This window comes from Streptomyces sp. NPDC107528 (assembly GCF_055639295.1).
The window spans coordinates 176,639-201,087 of sequence record NZ_JBVKAV010000003.1; the positions used below are offsets into that span (position 1 = coordinate 176,639).

Annotated in this window: 19 protein-coding genes and 2 pseudogenes; 11 read left to right on the forward strand and 10 right to left on the reverse strand. The window is 70.3% G+C overall.

The window, feature by feature from the left end; all coding sequences use genetic code 11:
* Positions 1 to 18: 18 nt before the first annotated feature.
* Positions 19 to 480, reverse strand: a complete 462-nt coding sequence (locus ACZ7L5_RS10575) for an acyl-CoA thioesterase (RefSeq protein ID WP_471516740.1) — start codon at positions 478 to 480, stop codon at positions 19 to 21.
* Between the two features lie 45 nt (positions 481 to 525).
* Positions 526 to 2,145, reverse strand: a pseudogene (locus ACZ7L5_RS10580) (benzoate-CoA ligase family protein); the annotation flags it as partial.
* A gap of 462 nt (positions 2,146 to 2,607) precedes the next feature.
* Here ACZ7L5_RS10580 and ACZ7L5_RS10585 point away from each other — a divergent pair.
* Positions 2,608 to 3,567: an alpha/beta hydrolase fold domain-containing protein gene (locus ACZ7L5_RS10585; protein ID WP_471516112.1), complete on the forward strand. Its 960-nt coding sequence runs from the start codon at positions 2,608 to 2,610 to the stop codon at positions 3,565 to 3,567.
* 401 nt (positions 3,568 to 3,968) lie between these two features.
* On the opposite strand, the gene ACZ7L5_RS10590 is transcribed toward ACZ7L5_RS10585, so the two are convergent.
* On the reverse strand, positions 3,969 to 4,985 hold the full coding sequence (locus ACZ7L5_RS10590) for a LacI family DNA-binding transcriptional regulator (protein ID WP_471516113.1): 1,017 nt from the start codon (positions 4,983 to 4,985) through the stop codon (positions 3,969 to 3,971).
* Positions 4,986 to 5,291: 306 nt separating this feature from the next.
* Between ACZ7L5_RS10590 and ACZ7L5_RS10595 the strand changes: the two genes are divergently transcribed.
* A complete protein-coding gene (locus ACZ7L5_RS10595) occupies positions 5,292 to 6,578 on the forward strand; it encodes a cytochrome P450 family protein (protein WP_471516115.1) in 1,287 nt (428 codons plus the stop codon).
* 138 nt (positions 6,579 to 6,716) lie between these two features.
* On the opposite strand, the gene ACZ7L5_RS10600 is transcribed toward ACZ7L5_RS10595, so the two are convergent.
* Positions 6,717 to 8,570: a glycoside hydrolase family 3 protein gene (locus ACZ7L5_RS10600; RefSeq protein ID WP_471516117.1), complete on the reverse strand. Its 1,854-nt coding sequence runs from the start codon at positions 8,568 to 8,570 to the stop codon at positions 6,717 to 6,719.
* A gap of 221 nt (positions 8,571 to 8,791) precedes the next feature.
* Positions 8,792 to 10,351: a carboxylesterase/lipase family protein gene (locus ACZ7L5_RS10605; protein WP_471516119.1), complete on the reverse strand. Its 1,560-nt coding sequence runs from the start codon at positions 10,349 to 10,351 to the stop codon at positions 8,792 to 8,794.
* A gap of 665 nt (positions 10,352 to 11,016) precedes the next feature.
* Between ACZ7L5_RS10605 and ACZ7L5_RS10610 the strand changes: the two genes are divergently transcribed.
* Together ACZ7L5_RS10610 and surE are read left to right on the forward strand one after the other, a co-directional pair.
* Positions 11,017 to 12,258, forward strand: a complete 1,242-nt coding sequence (locus tag ACZ7L5_RS10610; RefSeq protein WP_471516121.1) for an MFS transporter — start codon at positions 11,017 to 11,019, stop codon at positions 12,256 to 12,258.
* A 115-nt stretch (positions 12,259 to 12,373) separates the two neighbouring features.
* Positions 12,374 to 13,279, forward strand: a complete 906-nt coding sequence (gene surE, locus ACZ7L5_RS10615) for a 5'/3'-nucleotidase SurE (RefSeq protein ID WP_471516123.1) — start codon at positions 12,374 to 12,376, stop codon at positions 13,277 to 13,279.
* Between the two features lie 166 nt (positions 13,280 to 13,445).
* Here surE and ACZ7L5_RS10620 read toward each other — a convergent pair whose 3' ends face one another.
* Entirely contained in the window at positions 13,446 to 14,411 is a 966-nt protein-coding gene (locus ACZ7L5_RS10620; RefSeq protein WP_471516125.1) for a pirin family protein, read from the reverse strand.
* Between the two features lie 113 nt (positions 14,412 to 14,524).
* Here ACZ7L5_RS10620 and ACZ7L5_RS10625 point away from each other — a divergent pair, with 113 nt between their 5' ends.
* The 3 genes from ACZ7L5_RS10625 to ACZ7L5_RS10635 all read left to right on the forward strand — a co-directional run bounded on the left by ACZ7L5_RS10625 (position 14,525) and on the right by ACZ7L5_RS10635 (position 15,880).
* Positions 14,525 to 15,010, forward strand: coding sequence for a MarR family winged helix-turn-helix transcriptional regulator (locus ACZ7L5_RS10625; RefSeq protein WP_471516127.1), 486 nt, complete (start codon positions 14,525 to 14,527; stop codon positions 15,008 to 15,010).
* Positions 15,011 to 15,012: 2 nt separating this feature from the next.
* Complete coding sequence (locus ACZ7L5_RS10630) at positions 15,013 to 15,459, forward strand: MarR family transcriptional regulator (RefSeq protein ID WP_471516129.1); 447 nt, start codon at positions 15,013 to 15,015, stop codon at positions 15,457 to 15,459.
* Between the two features lie 73 nt (positions 15,460 to 15,532).
* The gene (locus ACZ7L5_RS10635) at positions 15,533 to 15,880 is read left to right on the forward strand and encodes a tetratricopeptide repeat protein (protein ID WP_471516131.1); all 348 of its coding nucleotides are present in this window, start codon (positions 15,533 to 15,535) and stop codon (positions 15,878 to 15,880) included.
* Positions 15,881 to 16,110: 230 nt separating this feature from the next.
* Here ACZ7L5_RS10635 and ACZ7L5_RS10640 read toward each other — a convergent pair whose 3' ends face one another.
* Together ACZ7L5_RS10640 and ACZ7L5_RS10645 are read right to left on the reverse strand one after the other, a co-directional pair.
* On the reverse strand, positions 16,111 to 16,788 hold the full coding sequence (locus ACZ7L5_RS10640) for a response regulator transcription factor (RefSeq protein ID WP_471516133.1): 678 nt from the start codon (positions 16,786 to 16,788) through the stop codon (positions 16,111 to 16,113).
* Positions 16,789 to 17,973 (reverse strand): sensor histidine kinase, encoded by a 1,185-nt coding sequence (locus tag ACZ7L5_RS10645; RefSeq protein ID WP_471516135.1) that lies wholly within the window; start codon positions 17,971 to 17,973, stop codon positions 16,789 to 16,791.
* Between the two features lie 209 nt (positions 17,974 to 18,182).
* On the opposite strand from ACZ7L5_RS10645, the gene ACZ7L5_RS10650 reads away from it, so the two are divergent.
* Together ACZ7L5_RS10650 and ACZ7L5_RS10655 are read left to right on the forward strand one after the other, a co-directional pair.
* Positions 18,183 to 19,664 carry an alpha/beta hydrolase gene (locus tag ACZ7L5_RS10650; protein ID WP_471516137.1) on the forward strand — a complete coding sequence of 494 codons (1,482 nt, stop codon included), beginning with the start codon at positions 18,183 to 18,185 and terminating at the stop codon, positions 19,662 to 19,664.
* A gap of 181 nt (positions 19,665 to 19,845) precedes the next feature.
* A complete protein-coding gene (locus ACZ7L5_RS10655; RefSeq protein WP_471516139.1) occupies positions 19,846 to 20,214 on the forward strand; it encodes a hypothetical protein in 369 nt (122 codons plus the stop codon).
* Positions 20,215 to 20,287: 73 nt separating this feature from the next.
* Here ACZ7L5_RS10655 and ACZ7L5_RS10660 read toward each other — a convergent pair whose 3' ends face one another.
* Positions 20,288 to 21,688, reverse strand: a complete 1,401-nt coding sequence (locus ACZ7L5_RS10660; RefSeq protein WP_471516140.1) for a PepSY-associated TM helix domain-containing protein — start codon at positions 21,686 to 21,688, stop codon at positions 20,288 to 20,290.
* A 161-nt stretch (positions 21,689 to 21,849) separates the two neighbouring features.
* On the opposite strand from ACZ7L5_RS10660, the gene ACZ7L5_RS10665 reads away from it, so the two are divergent.
* Positions 21,850 to 22,497 (forward strand): peptide deformylase, encoded by a 648-nt coding sequence (locus ACZ7L5_RS10665; RefSeq protein ID WP_471516141.1) that lies wholly within the window; start codon positions 21,850 to 21,852, stop codon positions 22,495 to 22,497.
* 5 nt (positions 22,498 to 22,502) lie between these two features.
* On the opposite strand, the gene ACZ7L5_RS10670 is transcribed toward ACZ7L5_RS10665, so the two are convergent.
* Positions 22,503 to 23,936, reverse strand: a complete 1,434-nt coding sequence (locus ACZ7L5_RS10670; RefSeq protein ID WP_471516143.1) for a dihydrolipoyl dehydrogenase family protein — start codon at positions 23,934 to 23,936, stop codon at positions 22,503 to 22,505.
* 114 nt (positions 23,937 to 24,050) lie between these two features.
* Between ACZ7L5_RS10670 and trxA the strand changes: the two are divergent.
* Positions 24,051 to 24,443, forward strand: a pseudogene (gene trxA / locus ACZ7L5_RS10675) (thioredoxin); the annotation flags it as partial.
* Positions 24,444 to 24,449 lie beyond the last annotated feature (6 nt).

A 24,449-nucleotide genomic window follows, 5' to 3' on the forward strand; every position in this document is an offset into this window, starting at 1 on the left:
ATGGAACGGGGGTGGGATTCAGAGCAGCCGTTCCGGCGCCTGAGGCCCCGCTTTGGTCAGCACCTCGCGCACGTCGTCGGGCCACGGCGTGGCGCCAGTCGCCCGTGCGGCCGAGTGTGCGATCGACATGCGTCCGGTGGCCGCCACCTCGCTGTCGTCGGCCCGCACGGTGAAGGCGTAGTGCAGGGATGCCGTGCCGACCTTCGTGACGCTCAGCTCGGTGCGGACGAGCTGGCCGAACCAGAGCCGGGCGCGGTAGTCGGCCTCGAAGTGCACCCTCGGGGTGCTGCCGAAGAGTTGGTCGAGGCCCAGCCGCCTCAACAGCACCGCTTCGGCCGCCTCCACCCAGCGCACGACGGTCGAGTGGTGGTAGTGGCCGGCCGCGTCGGTGTCCGGCCATTCGACACGTCGCTCGATGACGACGCTGGGCAACTGGAGCTCGTGCACTTCGAGGACGTCGCCGGAGGAGTCACCGGCCATGGGGGTTTCCGACAGCGGGCCGGGCGCATCCACGAGAGTGCCTTGCGACGCGCCCAGGGCGTGCTTGCGCAGTTCGGACCGCTGCAGTTTGCCGTTGATCGTGCGGGGCAGGTCGGTGACGAACTCGACGGCCCGGGGGTACTTGTAGGGCGCGATGGCCTGCTTCACGTGGTTCTGGAGTTCCTTGGTCGTGACCTCGTCGCCGGTGACGCCCGGTCTGAGTACGACGTACGCCTTCACGATCATCCCGCGGCGTTCGTCCGGGGCTCCCACGACAGCGCAATCTGCGACGTACGGGTGGGTGACCAGGGCTTTCTCGACCTCGGGGCCGGCGATGTTGTAACCGGAGGACACGATCATGTCGTCACTGCGGGCCACGTACCAGAAGTAGCCGTCCGCGTCCCGGATGTAGGTGTCGCCGGTGATGTTCCAGCCGTTCTGCACGTAGGTCGTCTGCCGGGGGTCGTCCAGGTAGCGGCATCCGGTGGGGCCGGTCACGGCGAGCAGTCCGGGCTCTCCGTCGGGCACGGATGCGCCGGTCTCGTCGACGACCCTCGCCCGGTACCCGGGGACGGGCCTGCCCGTTGAGCCGGGGCGTATGTCGTCGTCCGCGGCGGAGATGAACACGTGCAGCATCTCCGTGGCACCGATGCCGTCGATGATGCGCAAACCGGTGGCGGCGTGGAAGTCCTCCCAGACCTGCGCCGGGAGCGCCTCACCCGCGGACACGCAGCGGCGCAGCCGCGCGAGACGGTCCGCCTTTCCCGCAGCCATGATCGACCGGTATGCGGTGGGCGCGGTGAACAGCACGGTGACGCCGTACTCGGCGACATGTTCGGCCAGTTGGTCCGGTGTGGCCTGTTCCAGCAGCAGGGAGGCCGCGCCGGCGTGCAGGGGGAAGACGACCAGTCCCCCGAGGCCGAAGGTGAAGGCGAGCGGCGGAGTTCCCGTGAAGACGTCGTCCGGGCGGGGTTTCAGGACGTGCCGCGAGAACGTGTCGGCGTTGACGAGGACGTCGCGATGGAAGTGCAGCGTGGCCTTCGGCCGCCCGGTGGTTCCGGACGTGAAGGCGATCAGCGCCACGTCGTCCGCGGCGGTGTCGACGTTGTGGAACGTCGGGTCCTTGGTGGCGCAGCGCGCGACGAGGTCGTCCGCCGTGCCGCCGCCGTAGGCGATGACGCTCATGCCCGGCGCATCGGCGGCGCTCAGTTCGTCCAGGAAACGGTGATCGCACACGGCGACGACCGGAAGGCTGATCTCGTGCAGTTGCCTCAGTTCCGCGGCGCGCAGCAACGGCATGGTGGTGACCGCGACGCAGCCCGCCTTCAGAACACCGAACCAGGTGGCGACGAGCCAGGGATTGTTGGGTCCGCGCAACAGGACGCGGTTGCCGGGCCGGACACCGAAGTCCTCGGTCAGGACGCGGGCGATCTGATTGGCCCGGCGCAGCAGGTCACCGTAGCTCCACGACTCGGTGGGCGTCAGGAGACAGGGGCGGTCGGCGCCCCAGCGCTCGACGGCGTCGTCGAGCAGCCGTGCGGCGCAGTTGAGCCGCGCCGGATAGCTCAACTCGGGGAGGTCGTAGTGGAGTTCGGGCCACAGGGAGAAGGGTGGGAGGCGATCGCGGCAGAAGGAGTCCACATGTGCGGACGGGGAGAGCTCCATGGGGTGCACCTCGTCTCGGGGCAGCAGGGAGAGTGCAGCAAGTATCCAGCTTTTATGACGGCAGTCAATCTTTCGCTATAAATCTGGGACGGAGGTCCCTTCAGGGCCGCCCGCGGCACGCGTGACACACCGCACCGGACGCCAACTCCGCGGCCAACAGGGACTTCACGACGGTCGGCAACCGCCGGGGCCTCGTGCGCTGCACCCGCGAGGCGGCACGAACGAGCAGTGCGGGGCAGCCGGACAGGCTCGACGGGAGCCGTTCGCGACTCACGCCTGCCGTCCGGCGCGTTACACGTGTAACATCGTGGCTGCCGGCGGTCCTACGCGCAATACATTCCGGACATTTTCCCGGCCGGAGCCCAGCGCTCCCCTCGCAGGGTCGCTGAACCACCGCCCCTGCGGCGCGACCGGCCGCCGAGCCACACCACACCAGCCGTGCGACCCAGAATCGAGGCACACATGACGCAGTCACCGCCCGCCGAGCTCGGCCTCGGGTGGCCTCCCCCGCCCTTCCTGGCCCCGCCTCCCGCCCTGGTCAGCCCGGAGGGCGTCCGTCGCTTCGACGGAGTCACGTACGCGACGAGCCCGGGCTACCGCCCGCGCCTGCTGGACGTCCAGGTGCCGGCGAGCACGGAACCCGTGCCGGCCGTCATCTGGATCCACGGAGGCGGCTGGCTGGAGGGAGACCGGCGCTACCCGCCGCCCACCATCCCCGTCGAGCTACTGCACGGATCCGTTCTGCGGGCCGGTCTGGCCCTTGTCTCCGTCGACTACCGGCACAGCCTGGAGGCTCCGTTCCCGGCGCAGCTGCACGACGTCAAGGCCGCCATCCGCTATGTGCGCCGCTTCGCGGACACCCTCGGGATCGACGGCGACCGCATCGGCGTATGGGGCGAATCCGCGGGAGGTCACCTGGCCGCTCTCACCGGTCTCGTCGGTACGGACGATCGCCGGCACACCGATCTCGAGGGCGGCGAAGGAAGCACCGAGGAGAGCAGTTCGGTGCGCGCCGTTGTCGACTGGTACGGCGTCTCGGACCTGATATCTCTCCTCTCGCACACCCTGCCGGCCGCCCCCGGGCTCGACTATCCCAACCCGTTCACAGCGCTTCTGGGAGGCACCACCGGTGAGGAACTCGTGACACGGGCCGCGATCGCCAGCCCGGTCACCCATGTGACGGCAGGTTCTCCGCCGCCGCCGTTCCTCCTGATCCACGGCACGAAGGACGGCCTGGTGCCGTACGGCCAGAGCGAGGTTCTCGCCGCGGCGCTCGAACAGATCGAGGCGGACGTGACGTTGCAGCCCGTCCCGGAGGCGGATCACATCTTCCTGGGCGTGCAGGACGTCGTACCGATCGTGACCCAGAGCGTCGACTTCCTCGCACGTCACCTGAAGGCGCCTGAGGCCGCTGCCCGCTGAGTGCCCCTCAGGCCCCCAGGCGCACGGCCACCGTGCGCGTACGGCTGGTGTCGATGCCGTGGTTTCGGGTCCCTTCCCCGCTTCGGCCCCGGGCCCGTGCATCGACGTGCCCCGCGCATCCCCTGATACGCGTGGACCACGGCTCTTGCGCCTCCGGGCGCTCCGCCGCCGCACTGCTCGTGGTGGTCGTGGGCGCCGGTGGTGGTGGGCGATCGGCGGCACGTTCGTGTCGGCCATGTTGGGGAGCCGCACCTGGCTCAGCGCCCACTGGCTCAGCGAAACCGTGGCCGGCGCGTCGATCGGGGCGGGGCGCGGTTGTCAGAGCGGGCGCGGTGATCGAGGCGGGCGCGGCGCTCCCCCTCTGGCGTGCCTTCGCACCGGTGGCCGCCCGGGAACGCCCGTCACGACGACTGCCGGGCAACCAGCACGGCGTCGTTCAGTGGCAGGCCGGGAACACCGGTGCCCTTGATCAGCGCATCGATGGTGTCCGCAACCTGCGCAGGTGACGGCACTTCCAGTCGCACCGTGGTGAGCGGCGGGCGTTGCAGAGCGGAGGGTACGAGGTCGTCGGCGCCCACGACCGCGACCTCTTCCGGGACGACGATGCCGCGGTCCTGGAGGGCGTGCATGAGCAGGGTGGCGTACTCGTCGTTGTAGGCGAACACCGCGTCGAGGCCGAGGCTCGGCCACCGGTCCGCCAGTTCGGCCGCCGACTCCCGGGTGTAGTTCATCGGGACGGGAGTGACCGTGGCGGCACTGCGTGAGGCGACGCCCCGGGCGCCGGCCAGGCGGGGCTGCGCGAAGATGTCCAGCCCGCGTTCGCCCGGCATGATCACACCGATCCGCTCACGGCCCCTCGACACCAGGTGCTCCGCCGCGACCTCGCCGATCCTGGCGTGGTCGAAGGCGAACGTGTGGGCCCCCGCGACGGGGCTCGCTGCGAAGGCGAGGAGGGCGGGAACCCCGGCCCGCTGGAGCACGTCGACCGCGCGGCTCGTCAACCTGTCCCCGTCCAGCGCCAGGACCGCGGCCGGACGCAGCTCCGCCCAGGCGCGGGCGCCGGCGGCCGCGTCGGTGTACCGGCCCGCGTGCAGCACCGCGATGAAGCCGTGCCGCTCCAGCTCGGTGTGCAGATCGTCGAGCCAGCTGCTGACCAGGCCGCCGACCGCCGCGACCGACGCGGGAATCAGCACGAGGTTGCTGCGTCCGGCGCGCAGTGACCGCGCCGCGGCATGGGGGACGTATCCCAGCTGCTGGGCTGCGGCCAGCACCCGCGCCCGCGTCGCGTCGCTCACGCGGTGTGCCTGGGTGTTGTTGAGGACGAAGGAGACCGTGGCCCGCGACACTCCGGCCAGTCGGGCCACGTCCGCGCTGGTGATCGACGCCGTCGCGTTCGACTCCTGGGCCATCGCGTGCATCACCCTGTCACGTGCGGTTCTGGATTTCGTACGAGAGACCAGGTTACACGCGTTACAAACGGGTCACCGTGCCGCGGTGTGGGCATCACACCGAGGGATATTCCGAAGCATTGACCTGCGTAATGGAAACTCGATATTTTACACGTGTCACCCATTCTGGGTGAACCCCAGGTCGACCAGAGCCGTGCCGAATCGTCGCGCACGCCGTCGCCTTTCCGCGCGCACCCCGTCGCCGATCCGCGTGCGCACACCTCATGGCTCGAACAGGACCTTCCTCGCAAGTGCAGAGAGGCTGAGAGCGATCTCATGAACCCAATCCGCGGGTATGACGAGATGCGGCACGCCTGGGGCTCCGCCGCCCCCGTCAGCATCCATCCGGGAGTCACCGCATGGCTGGTCCTGGGTCACCAGGCAGCCTTGGAGGTGATCTGGAACGAGCACCCCTTTTCCTCCGACGCGCGGTGCTGGAACGCTGTCACCGACGCCGGACTGCCGCCGGACGCACCACTGCTGGCGATGCTCGGCTGGCGTCCGGCGGTCTCCCGCCTCTCCATGGACGAGCACAGGCGGCACCGCCAGGCCGTGACCGGCGTCCTCGAACAGATCGATCTGCGGCGCCTGCGCCTGGTGGTCCAACTACGGGCCGACGGCCTCATCGACCACTGGGCACAGCGGACGAGCGCGGATCTGGTCACCGAGTACAGCCGCCCCTTGGTCTGGGCCGTCTTCGCCCAACTGGTCGGCTTCTCCCCCGCATCGGCTCCGGCGCTGGAGGCACTGGTGATCGCCATCACCGACACCGCCGACGACGCCGCTGATGCGGATGCCGAACTGCTGGAGGCGGTGCGCCGGTTGACGCAGACCAGGATCGCCGCACCCGGCCCGGACCTCGCGTCCTGGATGGCTCACGCGACCACGCTGACGGAGACCGAGATCGCGCACAACCTCGTGCAGCTTCTGCTCTACGGCGCTCGCAGCACCGTCGACTGGATCGGCAACGCCCTGCGGCTCCTCCTGTCCGACAGCCACGTGAACGCGCTGGTGGCGACCGGCCGCCTCACCCCGGCGGACGTTCTCGAGCGGACGCTCATGGCCGACCCGCCCGTCCCGAACATCCCCGGCAGGTGGGCCACGAAGGACCTGATGCTCGCCGGACACCCGATCCGCGCGGGTGACCTGCTCATTCCGTGCCTGGCGGCCGCCAACACCGACCCGGCGGTCCATGGCGGCGGCGGTGCCGCACGCACGAGCAACCGCGCGCACCTGGCCTGGGGAACGGGCGCTCATGGCTGCCCCGCCAAGGACCTGGCCCGGCTGATCGCCGAGACGGCGGTGGATGCCGCACTGCGTCGGCTTCCCGAGCCACAGCCGGTCCACTCGGGGTCCGCCCGTGCCGCACAGCGGTCCATGTGGTCGAGCGGACCGGCCGAGTTGCCGGTCGAATTCGCCCGGGCGACTCCTGCGCACCGCACCGAGGTACCTCACGACCTGCCGACCGTGATGGTGGTTCCGGAGAGGACACGGACCGTGCCGGCGCAGGAGGGAGAAGCATCGCAACGGTGGGGCTGGTGGAACTCCCTCACCGGGTGGTGACCTCGTCCGTCCCGCGACGGTTCGGGTTCTCCGCAGCCACCTGTGTTCTCCGGGCCGGCAGCCGGCTCCGGACAACCGCGCATCGCCGCCGATGACTCGGCGGCGATGCGTCCACGTCAAGGTCGACCGGTCGAGAGCCTAGAGGCCGTGGCCGTGGGGAAAGAGCGGGTCGGCCGAGTCATTGGGGACGTCCTCCCGGCCGGCGACAACGGCCGCCATGGACCGGGGAAGTTCGAAGGGAAGGCGCCCCTCGGCCCGCACCCTCCCGAACAGCACATCCAGCAGGGCGGTGTCCGAGGCACCGTAGTTGGCCACAAGAGCGGCCGACTGATCGGCGATTTCCGGCAGGGCGGCGGGTCGGTCGAGGAAAACGTCGACGACCGTGGGCACCGCCTGAACGACCTCCAGGATCGGCCGCAGTTCTTCGGCGGTGAAATCGAGCCTGCCGGCCCGGAAGAAGCTTTCGAAGCCCTGCGTCCGCTGCTCGAAGGGGGCGCTGATGCGCAGGACGGCGACGTCGGCTTCTGCCGGTGTCGCCACCACGGTGCCGTACCGGCCCGCCACCTCCGGGTCGACGCCCCGGACATGGATCCTCGTGCCGGCGGCGAGAGGAAGCACGGGTGTCGCGGCGCCGAGCGGGCGGTCCTTCAGCACGGTCACGGAGCGGCTCTGAGCGGCCAGGCCCTCCGCGGTGAACTCACTGTTCCCGCAGATGCGTTCGGCCTCGTCGGGATCGACGTAGGGGTTGTCGAACAGACCCAGCACGAACTTCTCCCGGAGGAGTCGTGCCGCCGACGTGTCGATGCGGCCCAGCGACACCTTTCCGTCGCGTACGAGTTCCGCGATCAGCTCGGGTGCCGCTTCGCCGCCGAGCTGGTCGGCACCGGCGTCGAGGATCCGCTCCACCCGGGCGAGCCGGTCGAGATGCTCCACGCCCCATGCGCGGGCCGGGAAGGGCGCGCCGAAGATGGTCGAGTCGGTCACCAGGCCCCAGTCGGTGCAGACGATGCCGCCGAAGCCGTACTTCTCCCGCAGCAGCCCGGTGATGACGCCCTTGTTGAACCCGAAGCCGACCTCCTCGTAGTCGGTGCCCACCGGCATGGCGTAGTAGGGCATGACTTGCGAGGTTCCGGCGGCGAACGCGGCCTCGAACGGGATCAGGTGGTAGTCGAGGTTGTCGCCCGGGTAGACCTGCTCACGGCCGTAGGGGAAGTGGGCGTCCTCACCGTCCTTCTGCGGGCCGGCGCCCGGGAAGTGCTTCGTCATCGTGCTGACGCTGTCCGGGCCGAGGGACTCTCCCTGGAGGCCGCGGATGCAGGCGGCGATCAGACGGGCAGCCGTGGCCGCGTCGGAGCCGAAGGTCCCCAGATTTCGCGCCCATCGAGGCTCCGTGGCGAGGTCGGCCATCGGGTGCAGCGCCAGGCGGATGCCCACGGCCAGGTACTCCTGGCGGACGATGTCGGCGTGGCGCAGGACCAGGTCCTCGTCGCCGATGGCCGCCAGCCCCAACGGCTCGGGCCAGAGCGAGAAGCCCCGCGTCTGCACCGCAGCGGCCGGATTGTCGACGAAGCCGTTGCGGGGGTCGGTGGAGACGGTCACCGGAATACCCAGGCGGGTACCTGCGGCGAGGTCCTGGATGCGGTTGTTCCACTCGGCCATGCGGCGGGGAGCTGCGGCCCCGAAGAGGTTGAAGTGGTTCATGCAATTCGCCGTCACCATGCGGGACGTGGAGGCGCGCATCGGGTCGTCGTCTGGCGCCCCGGGCTCCGGCTCCATGAGCGAACCGTCGTCGTTCATGGTGATCATCGTCTGGAAGAGCAGCCCGGCCTTCTCCTCCAGGGTCATGCGCCCCAGCAGATCACGCACACGGTCGTCCACGGGCAGGCGGGGATTCTCGTACGGCTCCATGGTGCCGTTGCCGTTGAGGTCCCGGAACACAGTGCCGCAAGGAGCGGTCAGCAGGCGCGGGCGGGCGGGAGGTGTCAGTGGCATGAAGGATCCAATTCAACCGGTGACCGCGCCGCGATCGGTGAAGCGGCCGGACGGGCCCGGCGGCGGAGGCAGCGCGTCGACAACAGGGGCTGGCGTGCCCGGTCCCATGCGGTCAAGTCGCATGGGACCGGGGGCGGCCACTCCCCTCAGTTGGCAGCCGACCTGAGGTTACACGTGTAACGCGACAGAAGGAAGGCCTTGCGGCTCCTTCGTGAGAGCGGCTATCGGGTTGCACCGAGATGCAGCAGGCGGGAGTGACCAGCCAGATCGTCGATCGCCGAGACGACCGAGTCGAAGCGCATCGTGGAGCGACCGCCGACCTCGTAGACCGGCCACTCCGGAAGTCCCGGGTGGTCAGGACGTCCGTCACGCACGAAGGAGATCCATGCCCGGTGCATGCTGCGCGTCAGGCCCTGACGGACGCCGGATTCGATCCCTTCGACGAACGGCGCCCCGGACCAGTTGTCGAAGTTGCCGAAGACGAAGGGAAGTTCAAGGCAGTGGGCCGCCCCCAGCCGGCCTTGGTGAGCGGGCGTCGCGAAGTCGAACTGATACGCCCACACCGGCCGCCCCATCTGCGCCCGCCCCTCCGCCACTTGCAGGGCAGGAACGCGGAACAGTTCGTCGCTGACCAGATCCATCAGCACGTCCACGGGCCGTGAACCGGGCCGGGTGCGTTCATAGGCGGCATACACCTCGGGGGCCTCGTCTCCGAATGTGTCCGCGATCCGGCCGAGCACCTGCCTCCTGGTCGCCGACTCATAGCCGGCTCCCGGGAGAGCGAAATGGAAGTTGGCCTCGTCGCGGGTCCAGCCGATCATGACGTCCAAGTCCGCGGTGCCGTCGCAGAGCAGGGATTCGACGGGGTGACGGGACAACGTGACGCCGTCGACGACGGGGAGGAAGGGCGTGGGCCAGTACCCCCAACGGGCACACGCCCCGAACAGCGCCATCGTCGCCTCGACCAGCCGCTGCCACGGGACCTGGCGCAGCGCCTCGACGTCGCTCACACCCACCGCCTTGAGGAACATGTCGGTGCGCTCGGCACAGGCCGCGGGGTCGGGAAGCGACAGCCCGAAGGGCGCGCTCTGCAGGATGATCCGGTGGACCAGACCTCGAGCAGCGGGATGCCCCGCCAGCGCCGCGGTGGACAGCGCGCCGCCCGACTGACCGGCGACCGTGATGCTGTCCGGGTCGCCGCCGAAGTGCGCGATGTTCTCGTGCACCCAGCGCAGGGCGGCCAGCTGGTCCGTGAGCCAGAAGTTTCCCGGCTCCGGCTCGTCACGGTCGGGGCCTAGGTAGAGGTAACCCAGGGGGCCCAGACGGTAGTTGAGGGTCACCACGACGATGTCGCCGTCGCGGGCAAGGTTCTCGCCGGAGTAGTACGGCAGGGACCCGGACCCTGAGACGAAGCCTCCGCCGTGGATCCACACCATGACCGGCCGCCGGGCGTCGTCCGCCGCGGGTGTCCACACATTGAGGGTCAGACAGTCTTCGTCGAACGGCGGGAACCCGTGCCCGCCCAGCACCGGGTCGCCCCCCTCGATGAACGGCTGCGGCGCACTGGGCCCGAATGCCACCGCTTCCCGGACACCGGTCCACCCGGGGTGAGGCTGCGCAGGCCGCCACCTCAGTTTCCCTACGGGCGGGGCGGCGTAGGGCACCCCCTTGAAGACGGCGCCCCCTCCTTCCGCGCTCCCCCGCATTCGGCCCGCCGGAAGATCCACATATGGCGCAGCGGCAGCAGACAGGTCGGTCATGGTCGGTCTCTCCTTCATCATCCCCGCTCGGCGGGCCCGGCTGGAGGGGGTGCGCCAAGGCACGCCCCATCGACACGGTATGCATTAAATTTTACGGACGTCAACGAATCGCTACACAACTTACTCGCCCCCGAGGCCGATTCGTTCGAAGGGCCGACGTGGTGACCGGTGTTCCGGCTCGCCTCCGCCGCGACGGCCCTTCGCTACTGCGCGAACGCTCAAACAAACGCACCGTCAGCGGAGTTGACGCATCCCGGGTCCACGCGAGCGCAAGCGTCGCGGGAGCACGCGGAGGGGCTGCACCTCAGAACTCGACCCGACGGCGTACGGCGCATGCGGGGTCGCCGGCGATGCGCGGACCCGGCGCCGCGAGCCTCGTTTCACCCGCGGTGCGGCGAGGACCCAAGGGCAGACACAAGAGCGCCGCCCGCGGCGGCCTGCGACAGGTCACGACATGGAACAGCTCGCGCTCCACCCTGGCGCAGCCCCGGGAACGGTGCTACACAATGTCTGCCCGGTAGGTAACACGTGTAACTAGATCGCTTCGGGGTGCACCCGTTCCGTGCCCGCCGCACCCGGCCGGCCCCTCCGGCGCCCTGCCCCCGCACCACCTCCTGAGGAGTCGACATGCCTGTCTGCCCGTCCCCTCGCGCCGCGAGCGCCCGCCCCACCGCACGGGAGTCACGATGAGCGCCGCGGAGCTGATCCAGCCGCAGAAAGCGGCCACAGAAGTACCCCGTCAAAGAGGGCTGCTGCTGCTTCTCCTGATCGCCAACTCCTCGATGCTGGCGGTCTACATGGGAGTCGGCTCCGTTCTCCTCCCCATGCAGATCGCATCGATCGACCCCGCCAACAAGGTGGCCGTCCTGGGCGTCATCGGAGGCGTCAGCGCGATCTTCGCCACCGCCTTCAACCCGATCGCGGGCGCACTCTCCGACCGCTCCGGCAAGCGGAATCCGTGGATCCTCGGCGGGGCGTTCCTCTCGTGCGCAGGCCTGGTCTTCCTGGGCACGGTACGTACGGCACTCCTGCTCGGCATCGGCTGGTGCCTGGTGCAGGCGACCATGAACACCTACCAGGCCGCGGTGACCGCCATCGTGCCCGACCGGGTCCCTCACTCCCGGCGCGGCGCCGCCTCCGCACTCGTGGGCCTCGCTCTGCCGGTCGGCGGCACGCTGGGGGTGCTGATCGCCTCACGTACCGCCGACAACCTCACCACGGGCTACCTGATTCTGGGCGCCACGGTCGCCGGGTCGGCCGCGCTGCTGTCGTTCTTCTTCCGCGACGTGCCCCGGCAGCGGACGACGCCCGAGGCGTCCCGCCAGGCCAAGATCGCCGCCTTCCTCTCCGCGCTGTCCCACCACGACTTCCGCTGGGCATTCATCGGACGGGCCCTGCTGGTACTCGGCTACTTCTCCGTCGTCGGCTACCAGCTGTACATCCTGGACGACCACATCGCACTGCCGGACGGCATGGAGCCCACCGAGGCGATGGCGGTCCTGACACCGGTGTCCATGGTGGCCATGGCGGTCTCGACCGTCGTCGGCGGAGTCCTGTCCGACCGCTGGAACCGGCGCAAGGTGTTCGTCGGCGTGTCGGCGGCTCTCGCCGGCCTCGTCACCGTGATTCCGGTCATCAGCCCGACCTGGCCCGGCATGCTGGCGTTCAGTGTCCTCAACGGCCTGGCGTTCGGCTGCTTCATGGCGGTGGACACCGCTCTCGTCACCCTGGTGCTGCCGAAGGCCGAGGACGTTGCGCGGGACATGGGCGTGCTGAACATCGCCAACGCCGGACCCCAGATCATCGCCCCCTTCGTCGCCTCGGCCGTCGTGACCGTCACGGGGGGCTACGGCCCTCTCTTCCTGACGGGCGGCGTCCTCGCGCTCCTCGGTGCGCTGGCGATCCTGCCGATTCGCGGAGTGCGCTGACAGCCGCTTCGACCGGCCCATCCGCGCCCGGGACCCCTACCCCGGCGGACGCACGCCGAGGGTTCGTGCGTCCGCCGGTCCTGCCCTCGACCCTCACGCTTCCAAGGAGTACCGCATGAGACGCAAGCGAGTTCTACCGCTGGCCGCCCTGGTGTTGTGCGTGCCCGCCCTGGGCGTCACGACGCCGGCGACGGCTTCGTCGCCGGGCGACACACACGGTCCGCTGCGCATCCTGCTCACCAACGACGACGGCTACGACGCACCCGGCATCCGGATCATGTTCGACCGGCTGACGGCCGCCGGGCACGAGGTCACGATTGTCGCCCCGCTCACCAACCAGAGCGGCGCGGGGACGAAGATATCGAGCGCGAGTACGGTGACGGTGAAGCACCCGGAACCCCGCGTGTGGGCCGTCGAGGGCACTCCCGGCGACTCGGTGGCCTTCGGCCTCTCCGAGGTGTTCGCCGACCGGGCACCGGATCTGGTGGTCTCCGGCACCAACTTCGGCCCGAACGTCGCGGGACTGGCCACACACTCGGGCACGGTGGGCGGTGCGATCGCCGCACTGGAACAGGGCGTGCCCGCCATCGCCGTGAGCACCGGCGGTCTCTCCGCGCCCGTCTACGAGCCCACCGTCAACGCGATGAAGCCGACCAGCGACTTCACGGTCAAGCTCATCGATCGGCTCGAGGACCGCGCGAAGTCCGGCCGCCTGCTGCCCGTTGGCGTCGGCCTCAACGTCAACCACCCGGTGATCGGCGCGGACGGAACGGGAACCGCCCGCGGCACCGCCCTCACCACCCAGGACCCCCAGCAGTTCCTCAAGGCGGACTACACCGACAACGGTGACGGCACGTGGAAGGTCAACGTCAACGTCGTCCAGCAGCCCGCCGCGAAGGGAGGGGATGTCGAAGCCGTGACCGCCCAGAAGGTCTCCATCACCCCGGTCTCCCCCGATTGGAACACCGGCCCGTTCACCTTCGCCAAGACCGCGTCGCTGCTCAGCGGCCTGCGGCCGTAGCCACCCGGACGACCCGCGACGATCCTTTGGGGTCGCCGCCGGCCGCAGCCGCCCCGGTGCCGCTCTCACGCATCGGAGCGGCTGCGCGGCGAGCCCGAACACCGAGGCGACGGCGGACCGTCTCCCGCTCGTTCACCGGCCGCCTGGCTTCAGGCATTTTCGCAGGTCAACGAACCCTCCCTCGCGGCTTCAACGCCACCGCCGGCAACGCGGGGGCAGGCAGCGGGTCCCCGTCGTAGCCCTTCACCTCCCCGAACCGGGTACCGGTCATCCAGTCGGCGCGGGCCTGTTCGATCTCCTCCTGCGTCCGCCCGATCCAGTTCCAGAACATGATCAGCTCCTCTTCGAACGGCTCGCCGCCGAGGAGCATCAGGCCGGCGTCCGACTCGGCGCGCAGCGGGAGTTCGGTGCGGCCGCAGCCGAGGTAGAGCATGGAGCCGGGGAGTACCGGCACGCCGTCCACGTGGGCCTCGCCGGACATGGACAGGACGGCGTACTCGAAGTCCGGCTCCAGAGGGAGGCGTACGTCCGCGCCGCGCGACAGCGTGAGGTCGGCGCCGACGATCGGGGTGTACGTCGTGCCGGGCGAGGTCGCTCCGTCGAGGCCGCCGAGGATCAGCGTGGCCCGCAGGCCCTGAGCCGTGACGACCGGCAGGTCGGCGTGGTGTTCGAAGTGCGGGTCGGTGTGGCGGTGGCCGTCCGGGAGGGCGACCCAGAGCTGGGCGCCGTGCAGGAGGCGGGCGTGCGACTTCGGGCTCTCCTCGGAGTGGCTGATCGCCCGGCCGGAGGTCATCAGGCCCAGCTCGCGCGGGTGGATCGTCTGGAGGCTGCCCGTCGAGTCCCGGTGCAGCACCTCGCCCTCGTGCAGCCAACTCACCGTCTGCAGACCCATGTGCGGGTGCGGCGGCACCTGCATGCCGGGCTCGTCGGCGATGTCGTCGGGACCGTAGTGATCGACGAAGCACCAGGCGCCGACCATGCGCCGGCCCAGGTTGGGCAGCAGGCGGCGGACTTCGGTGGATTCGCCGAGCTTGACGCGGCGAGGGCTGAGGAGTTCGCGTACGGGCTCTGCCACGACGAAACCGCGGCCGCCGCAGATGGCGGGCACCGCCTCGCGATCAAGATTGCTCATGGCGCCCAAACTAGCCCTGTCCGGGCCATCACGTCAGTCCGTCACTCTGCGCTGTCCGGATGCCGTTGAGAAAATAGTAGCCATGGACATAGTAGCCATGTACTGTATTGGCCATGAGCAAGGGTTCCGAGAAGGCCACGCCCGGCTTCCTGGTGTGGCGCCTGTCCACGAAGTGGCGGGTCGCGGTCGACCGAGCCGTGGCCCCGCTGGGTCTCACCCACGCGCAGTACGCGCTGGTGGCCTCGCTGTACGGCATGCAGCGCCACGGTGAGCGCCCCAGCCAGCGGCGTCTGGCCGACCACACCGGGCTGGAGCCGCTGTACGTCTCCAAGCTGGCGCGCTCCCTGGAGAGCGCCGGCCTCCTCGAACGCACCCGGGACCCCCGCGACCCGCGCGCGGTGCAGCTGGCGCTGACCGAGCAGGGCCGGGAGCGGACCCGGCAGGCGATCGAGGTCGTGCACGGGCTCCTGCAGCAGTTGCTGGCACCTCTCGGCGGCCTGGACAGCGTGCGGGCGCGGGAGTTCACCCGTGACCTCGCGGTCCTGCTCGACGCACCGCTCGACCCGCTTGCCCCAGACAGTGAGTCCGACAAGGAGTAGTCATGACCACCACCACTCCCCTGCTCGACCCCCGTGTCATAGCTCTGGCCCACTACGCGAGCCGCGCGCTTCTCGAGCGCGTGCTGGCCCGCCACGGCGCGACCTTCCAGCAGTCCGTCACCCTCCGGCTCGTCAACGTCGCCGACGGCCCGGTCGAGCGCGACCACCTCGTCGACGGCGTCGTCGGCGCGCTGAAGATCGACGCCGCGGAGGCCCACTCCGTGGTCGACGAGCTGATCGCCGTACGGCTGCTGGCCCCGCAGGAGCCGTCCCGGGTGCGGATCACGGACGCCGGACGGGAGTTGTACGAGCGGACCTCCGCCGAGACCGCTCCCATCTCCGCCCGGGTCTACGCCGACATCCCCACGGAGGACCTGGCGGCTGCCGGACGAGTGCTGACCCTCATCACCGAGCGGGCCAACGCCGAGCTCGCCGCCATGAAGCGGTAGCCCCGAACCCCGGCACGAAGTAGTGGAATATTGAACCACTGTGCTCCGTTGACGGCCTCGAAGGAGGTCACGAGTGGACACGACGTACTACGACCGCGGAACATCGGCCGAGCGCTGGGAGCGTGCGCGGATGTTCTTCGACGCCAAGGACTACGCCGCCGCGGCCCGCGTCCTGGGCAAGCTGGTCGAGGAGGTGCCGGAGCAGACCGGACCCCGGCTGCTGCTGGCGCGCTCCTACTACCACTCGGCCCAACTGCGGCGCGCGGAGAGCGAGTTGAGGATCGTCATCGAGCGCGACCCGGTCGAGCACTACGCCCGGCTGATGCTGGGCCGCACCCTGCAACGGCAGGGCCGGGACGAGGAGGCCGAGCCGCATCTGCGCGTCGCCTCGGCGCTCGCGGGTGACTTCGAGCAGCTCTGAGCAGTATCGAGCAGCTCCCGGCGTGTCGACACGAGGGGCCCGGTTCCATCGCGGAACCGGGCCCCTCGTCCGTCGGCTCTTGCGGCCGGCTTCCGCCTGCCCAGGCACTTTCGTTTGGATCAGCGGGCGAGGTCCTGTCCGCCAGGACCACGTCCGGCCTGGTCGCCACCTCACCGGGCGCTCCTCGGCGTCCTCTCGGCGCCGGCGTGTGGCGTGTGGCGTGCAGCCGGTCATTGCTCGGCGTCGCGGACCAGGAGTGCGATCTGCACCCGGTTCTCGACCGCCAGCTTGGCGAACAGGTTGCCTGTGTGCGCCTTGACGGTCGCGATGCTGATGCGCAGCCGCTCGGCGATCTCCGGGTTGTTCAGCCCGTCCGCGATGGCACGGGCGGTGTCGAGTTCTCGTTCGGTCAGCGCGGACAACTGTTTCCGCGCGGCTTCGCGGGACGAGCGGCGCGCCTCGGAGGACCGCGGCCCGGTGGCTGCGGCGATCACCCGTGCCGTGGCCGCCGGGGACAGCACAGGGTTCCCGTCCGCCACGGTCCGCACCGCGTCGAGAATCCGGGCCGGCGGGGTGTCCTTCAGGACGAACCCGAGGGCTCCGGCTCGTAGCGCGCCGAGCACCAGATCGTCCGAGTCGAATGTGGTCAGCATGAGCACCCGGGGCGGCGCCGGCCGGGTGAGGAGTTCCCGGGTCGTGCTGAGACCGTCGCGGCCGGGCATCCGGATGTCCATCAGCACGACGTCCGGCCGCTGCTCGTCCACCACGGTGATCGCGGCGTCCCCGTCGGCCGCCTCCGCGACGACGGTCAGGTCCGGTTCGCCGTCGATGACGAGTCGCAGCGCCAGCCGCACCAGTTGTTCGTCGTCGACGATGACGACACGCACCGGCTCCCGCTCGCTCTCCACTCAGCTGCTCTCTTCGTGGTCGTGGCCCGACCAGGGTAGGTGCGCGGCGAGGACGTATCCGCCGTCGTGTGTGGGTTGGTGACTGAGTCTTCCGCCGGCGAGGGTGACGCGTTCGGCGAGGCCGAGCATGCCGAATCCTGACGCCGGCGATCGAGTGGTCGTCGTGGTGGCCGGGGAGTTGTGGATGCTCACGTGCACTTCGTCACCGGCTGTTCCTTCGACGGTGACGTCCACGTGGGCGCCCGGGGCATGTTTGGCGGCGTTGGTCAGTCCTTCCTGGATGACCCGGTAGCAGGTTCGTCCCACGACGCCGGACGGATTTCCCGTCACCGTGGTGGTGAACGTGACGTCCAGTCCTGAAGTGCGGGCGTCGGCCACCAGCTCGGGGATTCGGTCGAGGGAGGGCTGTGGGGGCTCCGGGCGGCCCGGGTCGGCGCGGAGCACACCGAGGACGTCTCGCAGTTCTTCCAGCGCCTGGTGGGAGCCGTCGGCGATGCCACGGATCAGCGTGCTGTTCTCCTCAGTGGTGAGGTTGCGCCGGTGGTCCAGCACCCCTGCCTGCATGGCGACCAGGGAGATCCGGTGCGCCAGCACGTCGTGCATCTCCCTGGCGATACGGTTGCGTTCCACGGCCCGTGCCTGCGCCTCCCGTGCCGTCTGTTCGCGTTCCGCGCTCTCCGCCCGCTCTCGCAAGGACCGTACCTCGACACGCCGTGCGCCGATGGCCACACCCATGGCCACCGCGATGCCCGCGCTCAGGGTCGTGAGTGCGAGTTGGAGCCAGGTCGAGCCGGGCGGGTTCTCGATCGGGTACAGCACGAGGGTGAAGTGCGACGCGGCCACGTAGGCGAGCGCGACAACTCCGATCTCCACCGGACGGCGACGAGTGGAGATCGAGCACAGAGCCAGAAGCGCGGCACCAGTGGCGAGCGTCGACCCGCTCGAAGCGATGGCCACCGCCATGGCGACGGCGAGCGGGAACCGTCGCCGCCACAGGAGCGCCGTCAGGCAGCCGAGAGCCACCTGCGGATCGCCGGTGACGAACCAGGAACACGTGTCGCTCGCGCACCCCCGTGGCAGCGCCGCACCGGTGGCGACCCAGAACGGAATGCCCAGTGCCGCGGCCGCCACCAGCCGCCATGTCTGCTGCCACCCCTGGATCCGTGGCGCGACGTCCGTGTTCATCCGGTCATTGTTGCGAAACCGTGCGGCCGGTTCAGCAGACCTGAGGACAGTCCCGCCCTCACCCGGAGTCGTAGGACCGCCTCGACTTTGGTCGAAGGTGACTCGAGCCGCCGGGCCGATGTGCCGGCGACGCCGGATCAACAGACTCGTATCCGTCACCCCCACCGTTGCGGCGCGCAACCTCGTGCGCCCCCTCAGGAGGACACCCGATGCGCAAAACCCTGTCCCTCGCCCTCGCCGCCACCGCAGTCGCGGCGGCCGCGATTTCGGGAGCGTCGGCGGCAGTGACCCCGGACACGGTGGCGGCAACGCCGGACTCCCCCCAATGGGGCCCCTGTCCGCAGGAGGCCGACGCTCGGAACGCCGACGCGTCCCGTCTTGAATGCGCGACGCTCGACGTCCCGCTGGACTACCGCCATCCCGACGGCCGGCAGATCGAGATCGCCGTCTCCCGCCTGGCGAGCAGCAACCCCGCGAAACGCCGCGGTGTACTGCTGACCAACCCGGGCGGCCCCGGTGGCTCCGGGCTCGACTACCCGGCCCTCCTCGCCGGCGCCGGGCTGCCGAAGGACGTCCTCGACTCCTACGACGTGATCGGCTTCGACCCTCGTGGCGTGGGCCGCAGCACGCCGGTCACCTGCGACCTGACACCGCAGCAGCAGACACGCGGCAACTTCCCCCCGTACGCGCACACCGCGGCCGACGTCGCCGAGGAGGCGCCGCACGCGCGGGCCGTCGCCGAACAGTGCGCCAGGTCGCGAACGGCGTGGATGCTGCCGCACACCACCACCGCGAACACCGCGCGCGACATGGACCGGATCCGGGCGGCGCTGGGCGAGCCGAAGGCCTCCTACTTCGGTTCCTCCTACGGCAGTTACCTCGGTGCGGTGTACACGACGATGTTCCCCGAGCGCGGTGACCGGATCGTGCTCGACAGCAACATGGGCCCCGGTGGCTACGACCTGGCGAACTTCCGCTTGCTCGGTCGCGGGATGGAGGACCGGTTCCCGGACTTCGCGGCGTACGCGGCAGCGCACCCCGAGTACGGTCTGGGCGCCACACCGAAGCAGGTGACCGCGAAATTCTTCGAACTCGCGCAGCGGCTGGACGCCGAACCGGTCGGCGGCATCGACGGAACGCTGTTCCGCGGAGTGACGTTCGAGCGCCTTTACGTCGAGGGCCTCATGCCCCGGCTTGCCGAGGAATGGCAGGCGCTGGACAAGGGCAGGCCGCTGCCGACTCCGCCGCCGATCTCGGAGAACCTCCTGGCCAGCCACTTCTACGTGACCTGCGGTGACTCGCGTTGGCCAGGCAAGGTCCGGGACTACCAGCGCAATGCCGCGTTCGACCGGCTGAAGTACCCCATGCTGGGCGGGGCCACCGGAAGCATCAAGCCCTGCGCGTACTGGCCGGACAACCGGGTCGAGCCGCCGGTGCAGATCGGTGACCGCGGCCCGTCGAACGTACTGATGGTGCAGAACGAACGCGACCCGGGGACACCTCTGGTCGGCGCCATGAAGCTGCGCCGGGCATTCGGCGACCGGGCCACGCTGGTGACCGCCGACCAGGGCGGGCACGGTGTCTACCCGTTCGGCCGCAACACGTGCGCGAAGAACACGGTGACGGCGTTCCTGACCGACGGAAAGCGCCCGGCCGAGGACCTCGCCTGCGCGGCGGAGCCGAACAAGTGACGGGAGGCGGACACATGATCAAGGTGGTGGCGGCACAGTCGTGCCCTACGGCGGGTCATGCCCGGGGACGGGCGAGAGTTGAAGCGTTTCCGCTGGTGGGAGTTGCCTTTCCGCGCGCTGTTCCGTCTGCGGCCGGCGGGCTGCCGTCTTCCCCGTCCCGGGCGGCTCCGTGGAGGTGAGGATGAGCGGATTCGGCCTCAAGCGCTGCCACTACGTCACCGACGAAGGGAGCGAGTTCCAGCTGATCCCGGACCCCGAATCCGCCGAGGGGCGCCGGGCGCGCCTCGAACGCGCGCACTCCGCGCTGAGCCGCACCATCGGTCTCCTCTCGCTGTGCGTGCTCGTCGCCGCCCGGGCCGTCCTCCTTCCGCAACTTGCCGCACAGCTCACCGAGTCCGAGGGCATCGCCCAGCACACCGGGACCTCCACCTCGCCCATCGACGGGCCGAAGTGGGGAAACATCGTGATCGGCGTCGCCACCTTGGTAGCCGGCACGGAACGGGCACTGCGACTGCGCCACAGCCACCTGCTGGACGGCGCGGCGGGCTGATCCGCCCGACCACCCGAGGCGTCGCAGCCGCGCCGCCGACACCTCACAGCCGAGCAGATCTGAACGACGGGGCCTAGTTCACCTCCGCGGGCTTGCGCTTCCCCCGCCGATGGGCCACCTCGCCAAGAACGACGTCCACGACGACGAAGGCGGCCAGCGAGATGCCGAGCAGCGGCACGAAGTAGCCGACCACGGCGACGACCGCGACCAGCGGGACCAGGATCTGCGGGGGCACCTGCTGCCAGGCGCCGCGCGGGATCGGCCGGCCGAAGGCGGAGCCGCGGCCGCGCTGCCACCACATGCGGTAGCCCCACACGATCAGCAGGATCAGCGAGAGCGTGAGCGCCATGAGGGCGATCTGGTTGACCAGGCCGAAGAGGACCCCGGTGTGCAGGTCGATGCCCCAGCGGGTCAGCTTGGCGAGCACCGGGTATTCGGAGAACCTCAGCACGTCGACGACCTCGCCGCCGGCCGGGTCGATGGCGACCGAGTCCCCCTTCGTGGGCCAGCTGCGCTGCACCTGCCGTACCACGTACGCGGACGAGTCGTCGGCGGGCGGCACGATCTCCACCGGATCGCCGAGGCCCTCGGCGCGGGCGGACGCCAGGACCTTGTCGAGGCCGACGCCGTGCTCGCCGCTGCCACCCGTGGCGGCGGCGCTGCCGTGGCCCCCGTGTTCGCCGCCGGCCGTCGCCGAGATGGACGGCGTGGCCTGGCCGAGGGAGGTGCGCAGTTCGTCGATGTTGGCGCCGGCGTAGGCCGACCAGGTGAGGCCGGTCGCCGAGAGGAAGATGAACCCGATCGCGGCCCAGACGCCTACGGTGCCGTGCAGACCGAGCGTGCGGCGGCGCCCGCTGGTGCCCCGGACCTTGCGCAGGGCGCGGCGGCGGGAGAACCACAGCACCAGGCCGCCGGCCGCGATGACCCACAGCCAGCTGGCGGCGAGCTCGCTGTAGTAGCGGCCGGTCTCACCGAGGTGCAGGTCGCGGTGGAACTCGTCGATCCAGGTGCGCAGGGGCAGCGCGCCGGTCGAGCCGTACTGTTCGAGGGCGCCGCGCACCTCGGCGGTGTAGGGGTCGACGAACACGGCCATCGTGTGCTCGGCGTCGACGCCCTTGACGCCGGACAGCATGATCCTGGTCGACTCGTCGTCGGCCGGCGAGGGACGTATCGCAGAGACCGTGCCCTCGGGGTGGGCCTTGCGCGCGGCGGCGACCTGCTCGGATATCGGCAGTTTCGCGTCGCCGACAGGGACGTACATCTCGTGGGCGTACACGATCTTCTCGGCCTGGAACGCTCCGGCGTACAGGAAGCCGGTGGCCGCGGCGACGAGCAGGAACGGCGCGACGAGCACTCCGGCGTAGAAGTGCAGACGCAGGATCAGCGGGCGCAGCGGTGCCCATCTGCGGGGCGACGCCGGGGCGTCGGGCTGCGTCGCCTCCTCCGTGGTGGTGGTCGCGGGAGCGGTGGACATCGGCGGCTTCTCCGGGGGTGCGACGGGGAGTGGGGACGTTTCCTTCGGTGCTGTTGCGGTCCAGTAGTCGGATGAAGTGGCCGTCGAGTTCCAGGCATATTAAGTGGCGTACGTCACAAGGGAGTCGGCGAGTGGCGTGGGTGCCGTGGCATGCTGGCGCGATGGCACTTCCGAACGAGCGCGCCCCCTTGGCCGAGCGGGTCGAGCAACTCCTGGCCGTCGAGGGACCGTTGCCCATCGTGGCGGCCGGCGACCCGGTGCTGCGACGTCCCACCGAGCGCTTCGACGGCCAGCTGGACCCGGCGCTGCTGTCCCGCTTCGTCGAGGCGCTCCGGGTCACCATGCACGCGGCGCCGGGCGTCGGCCTCGCGGCACCGCAGGTCGGCGTGGGGCTGCGGATCGCGGTGATCGAGGACCCGGCGCCGGTGCCGGAGGACGTGCGACTGGTGCGCGGGCGGGTGCCGCAGCCGTTCCGGGTGCTGGTGAACCCGTCGTACGAACCCGTCGGCGGCGACCGTGCCGCGTTCTTCGAGGGCTGTCTGAGCGTGCCGGGCTATCAGGCGGTGGTGGCCCGTCCGGCCGAGGTGCGGCTGACCGGCGAGGACGAGCACGGGCACGCGGTCGACGAGGTGTTCACGGGGTGGCCCGCCCGTATCGTGCAGCACGAGACGGACCACCTCGACGGCGTGCTCTACCTGGACCGGGCCGAGTTGCGCTCACTCTCCTCGAACCAGGCGATGGCCGAGCGCTGGGCCGAGCCCGCCCCGGTTGAGGCGGCGCGGGCCCTCGGCTTCGAACTGCCCCACTGAGTAAGTCAGTTGTCCCGGTACGACTCCAGCAGCCGCAGCCACACCTCGCTGATCGTCGGATACGACGGAACCGCGTGCCACAGCCTGCTGATCGGCACCTGCCCAACGACCGCGATCGTCGCCGAGTGGATGAGCTCACCGACGCCCGGGCCGACGAACGTGACGCCGAGCAGGATCTCGCGCTCCAGGTCGACGACCATGCGGGCGCGGCCCTTGTAGCCCTCGGCGTACACCGACGCCCCCGCGACCGAGGCGAGGTCGTAGTCGACGGCGCGGACCCGGTGACCGGCCTGTTCCGCTTCGGCCAGGGAGAGGCCCACGGCCCCGGCCTCGGGGTCGGTGAAGACGACCTGGGGGACGGCGGCGTGGTCGGCGGTGGCGGCGTGGGCGCCCCACGGGTCCGATTCCAGGAGGGGAACTCCGGAGGCGCGGGCGGCGATGGCCGCGCCTGCGATGCGGGCCTGGTACTTGCCCTGGTGGGTGAGAAGGGCACGGTGATTGATGTCGCCCACCGCGTACAGCCACTCGCTGCCGGTGACGCGCAGACTGTCGTCGACCTCCAGCCAGGAACCCGGCGTCAGGCCGACGGTGTCCAGGCCGAGGTCGTCGGTGCGCGGGGCGCGTCCGGTCGCGAAGAGGATCTCGTCGGCCTCGATACGGCCGCCGCGGTCGGTGACGACCACGACCGTGCCGTTCTCACGGGTCACCGACTCGACCGACGTGCCGGTGCGGACGTCGACGCCGGCCTCGGAGAGCCCCTCGGCGACCATCTCGCCTGCGAAGGGCTCCATGCGGTTGAGCAGGCCCTTGCCGCGGACCAGGAGCGTGACACGGGAGCCGAGGGCCTGGTAGGCGGTGGCCATCTCGGTGGCGACCACTCCGCCGCCGACCACGACCAGCCGACCGGGCACGGACTGGGCGCTGGTGGCCTCACGGCTGGTCCACGGCTTGACCTCGGCGAGTCCGGGCAGGTTCGGGAGCATGGCGCGGGTGCCGGTGCACAGGGCGACGGCGTGCCGGGCGGTCAGCACCTGGCGTGCGCCGTCGGGCCCGGTCACCTCCACCGTGCGGGGTCCGGTGAGGCGGCCGTGGCCGCGGTGGAAGTCGGCGCCGATGCCGTTGAGCCATTCGACCTGGCCGTCGTCGTTCCAGTTGCCGGTGAACTCGTTGCGCCGGGCCAGGACGGCAGCCGCGTCCAGGGGGCCCTGTACCGAGTGGCTGAGCCCGGGCAGGCGGCGGGCGTCCGCCTGGGCGATGACCGGCCGCAGCAGCGTCTTGCTGGGCATGCACGCCCAGTACGAGCACTCCCCGCCGACCAGCTCGCTCTCCACCACCGCGGTGCTCAGACCGGCCGCACGGGTGCGGTCGGCCACGTTCTCCCCCACCGGCCCGGCTCCGACCACCACGACGTCGTACACGTTGGAATCCGTTTCCGTCATGTGGTCAGTCTTACGGGTGGTGTGCGGAGTGGCCACACGGGTACGCGCGCGGAATACGCGGCCGTACGGTCCTGTTGACGCCGACGGCACCGCCCCGACACCAGGAAGAGGGAAAACGCCATGAGCAGCACCGTGGAGCTCACCAAGGAGAACTTCGATGAGACGGTCACGGACAACGAGTTCGTTCTGATCGACTTCTGGGCGTCCTGGTGCGGGCCGTGCCGTCAGTTCGCCCCCGTTTACGAGAAGGCCGCCGAGGAGAACCCGGACCTTGTGTTCGGCAAGGTCGACACCGAGGCGCAGCCGGAGCTTGCCGCCGCCTTCGGTATCCAGTCGATCCCGACGCTGATGATCGTCCGTGACCGTGTCGCCGTGTTCGCGCAGCCGGGTGCCCTGCCCGAGGACGCCCTCGCGGACGTCATCGGGCAGGCCCGCAAGCTCGACATGGACGAGGTCCACAAGGCCGTCGCCGCCCAGCAGGAGCAGGCCGACCAGAACGGCCAGTGACGCCCT

Bases quoted from the DNA above. Each gene is read 5' to 3' on its own strand.
- ACZ7L5_RS10575 (WP_471516740.1), bottom strand. From the start codon at position 480: ATGGCCGGTGACTCCTCCGGCGACGTCCTCGAAGTGCACGAGCTCCAG.
- ACZ7L5_RS10585 (WP_471516112.1), top strand. From the start codon at position 2,608: ATGACGCAGTCACCGCCCGCCGAGCTCGGCCTCGGGTGGCCTCCCCCG.
- ACZ7L5_RS10590 (WP_471516113.1), bottom strand. From the start codon at position 4,985: ATGCACGCGATGGCCCAGGAGTCGAACGCGACGGCGTCGATCACCAGC.
- ACZ7L5_RS10595 (WP_471516115.1), top strand. From the start codon at position 5,292: ATGAACCCAATCCGCGGGTATGACGAGATGCGGCACGCCTGGGGCTCC.
- ACZ7L5_RS10600 (WP_471516117.1), bottom strand. From the start codon at position 8,570: ATGCCACTGACACCTCCCGCCCGCCCGCGCCTGCTGACCGCTCCTTGC.
- ACZ7L5_RS10605 (WP_471516119.1), bottom strand. From the start codon at position 10,351: ATGATGAAGGAGAGACCGACCATGACCGACCTGTCTGCTGCCGCTGCG.
- ACZ7L5_RS10610 (WP_471516121.1), top strand. From the start codon at position 11,017: ATGAGCGCCGCGGAGCTGATCCAGCCGCAGAAAGCGGCCACAGAAGTA.
- surE (WP_471516123.1), top strand. From the start codon at position 12,374: ATGAGACGCAAGCGAGTTCTACCGCTGGCCGCCCTGGTGTTGTGCGTG.
- ACZ7L5_RS10620 (WP_471516125.1), bottom strand. From the start codon at position 14,411: ATGAGCAATCTTGATCGCGAGGCGGTGCCCGCCATCTGCGGCGGCCGC.
- ACZ7L5_RS10625 (WP_471516127.1), top strand. From the start codon at position 14,525: ATGAGCAAGGGTTCCGAGAAGGCCACGCCCGGCTTCCTGGTGTGGCGC.
- ACZ7L5_RS10630 (WP_471516129.1), top strand. From the start codon at position 15,013: ATGACCACCACCACTCCCCTGCTCGACCCCCGTGTCATAGCTCTGGCC.
- ACZ7L5_RS10645 (WP_471516135.1), bottom strand. From the start codon at position 17,973: ATGAACACGGACGTCGCGCCACGGATCCAGGGGTGGCAGCAGACATGG.
- ACZ7L5_RS10650 (WP_471516137.1), top strand. From the start codon at position 18,183: ATGCGCAAAACCCTGTCCCTCGCCCTCGCCGCCACCGCAGTCGCGGCG.
- ACZ7L5_RS10655 (WP_471516139.1), top strand. From the start codon at position 19,846: ATGAGCGGATTCGGCCTCAAGCGCTGCCACTACGTCACCGACGAAGGG.
- ACZ7L5_RS10660 (WP_471516140.1), bottom strand. From the start codon at position 21,688: ATGTCCACCGCTCCCGCGACCACCACCACGGAGGAGGCGACGCAGCCC.
- ACZ7L5_RS10665 (WP_471516141.1), top strand. From the start codon at position 21,850: ATGGCACTTCCGAACGAGCGCGCCCCCTTGGCCGAGCGGGTCGAGCAA.
- ACZ7L5_RS10670 (WP_471516143.1), bottom strand. From the start codon at position 23,936: ATGACGGAAACGGATTCCAACGTGTACGACGTCGTGGTGGTCGGAGCC.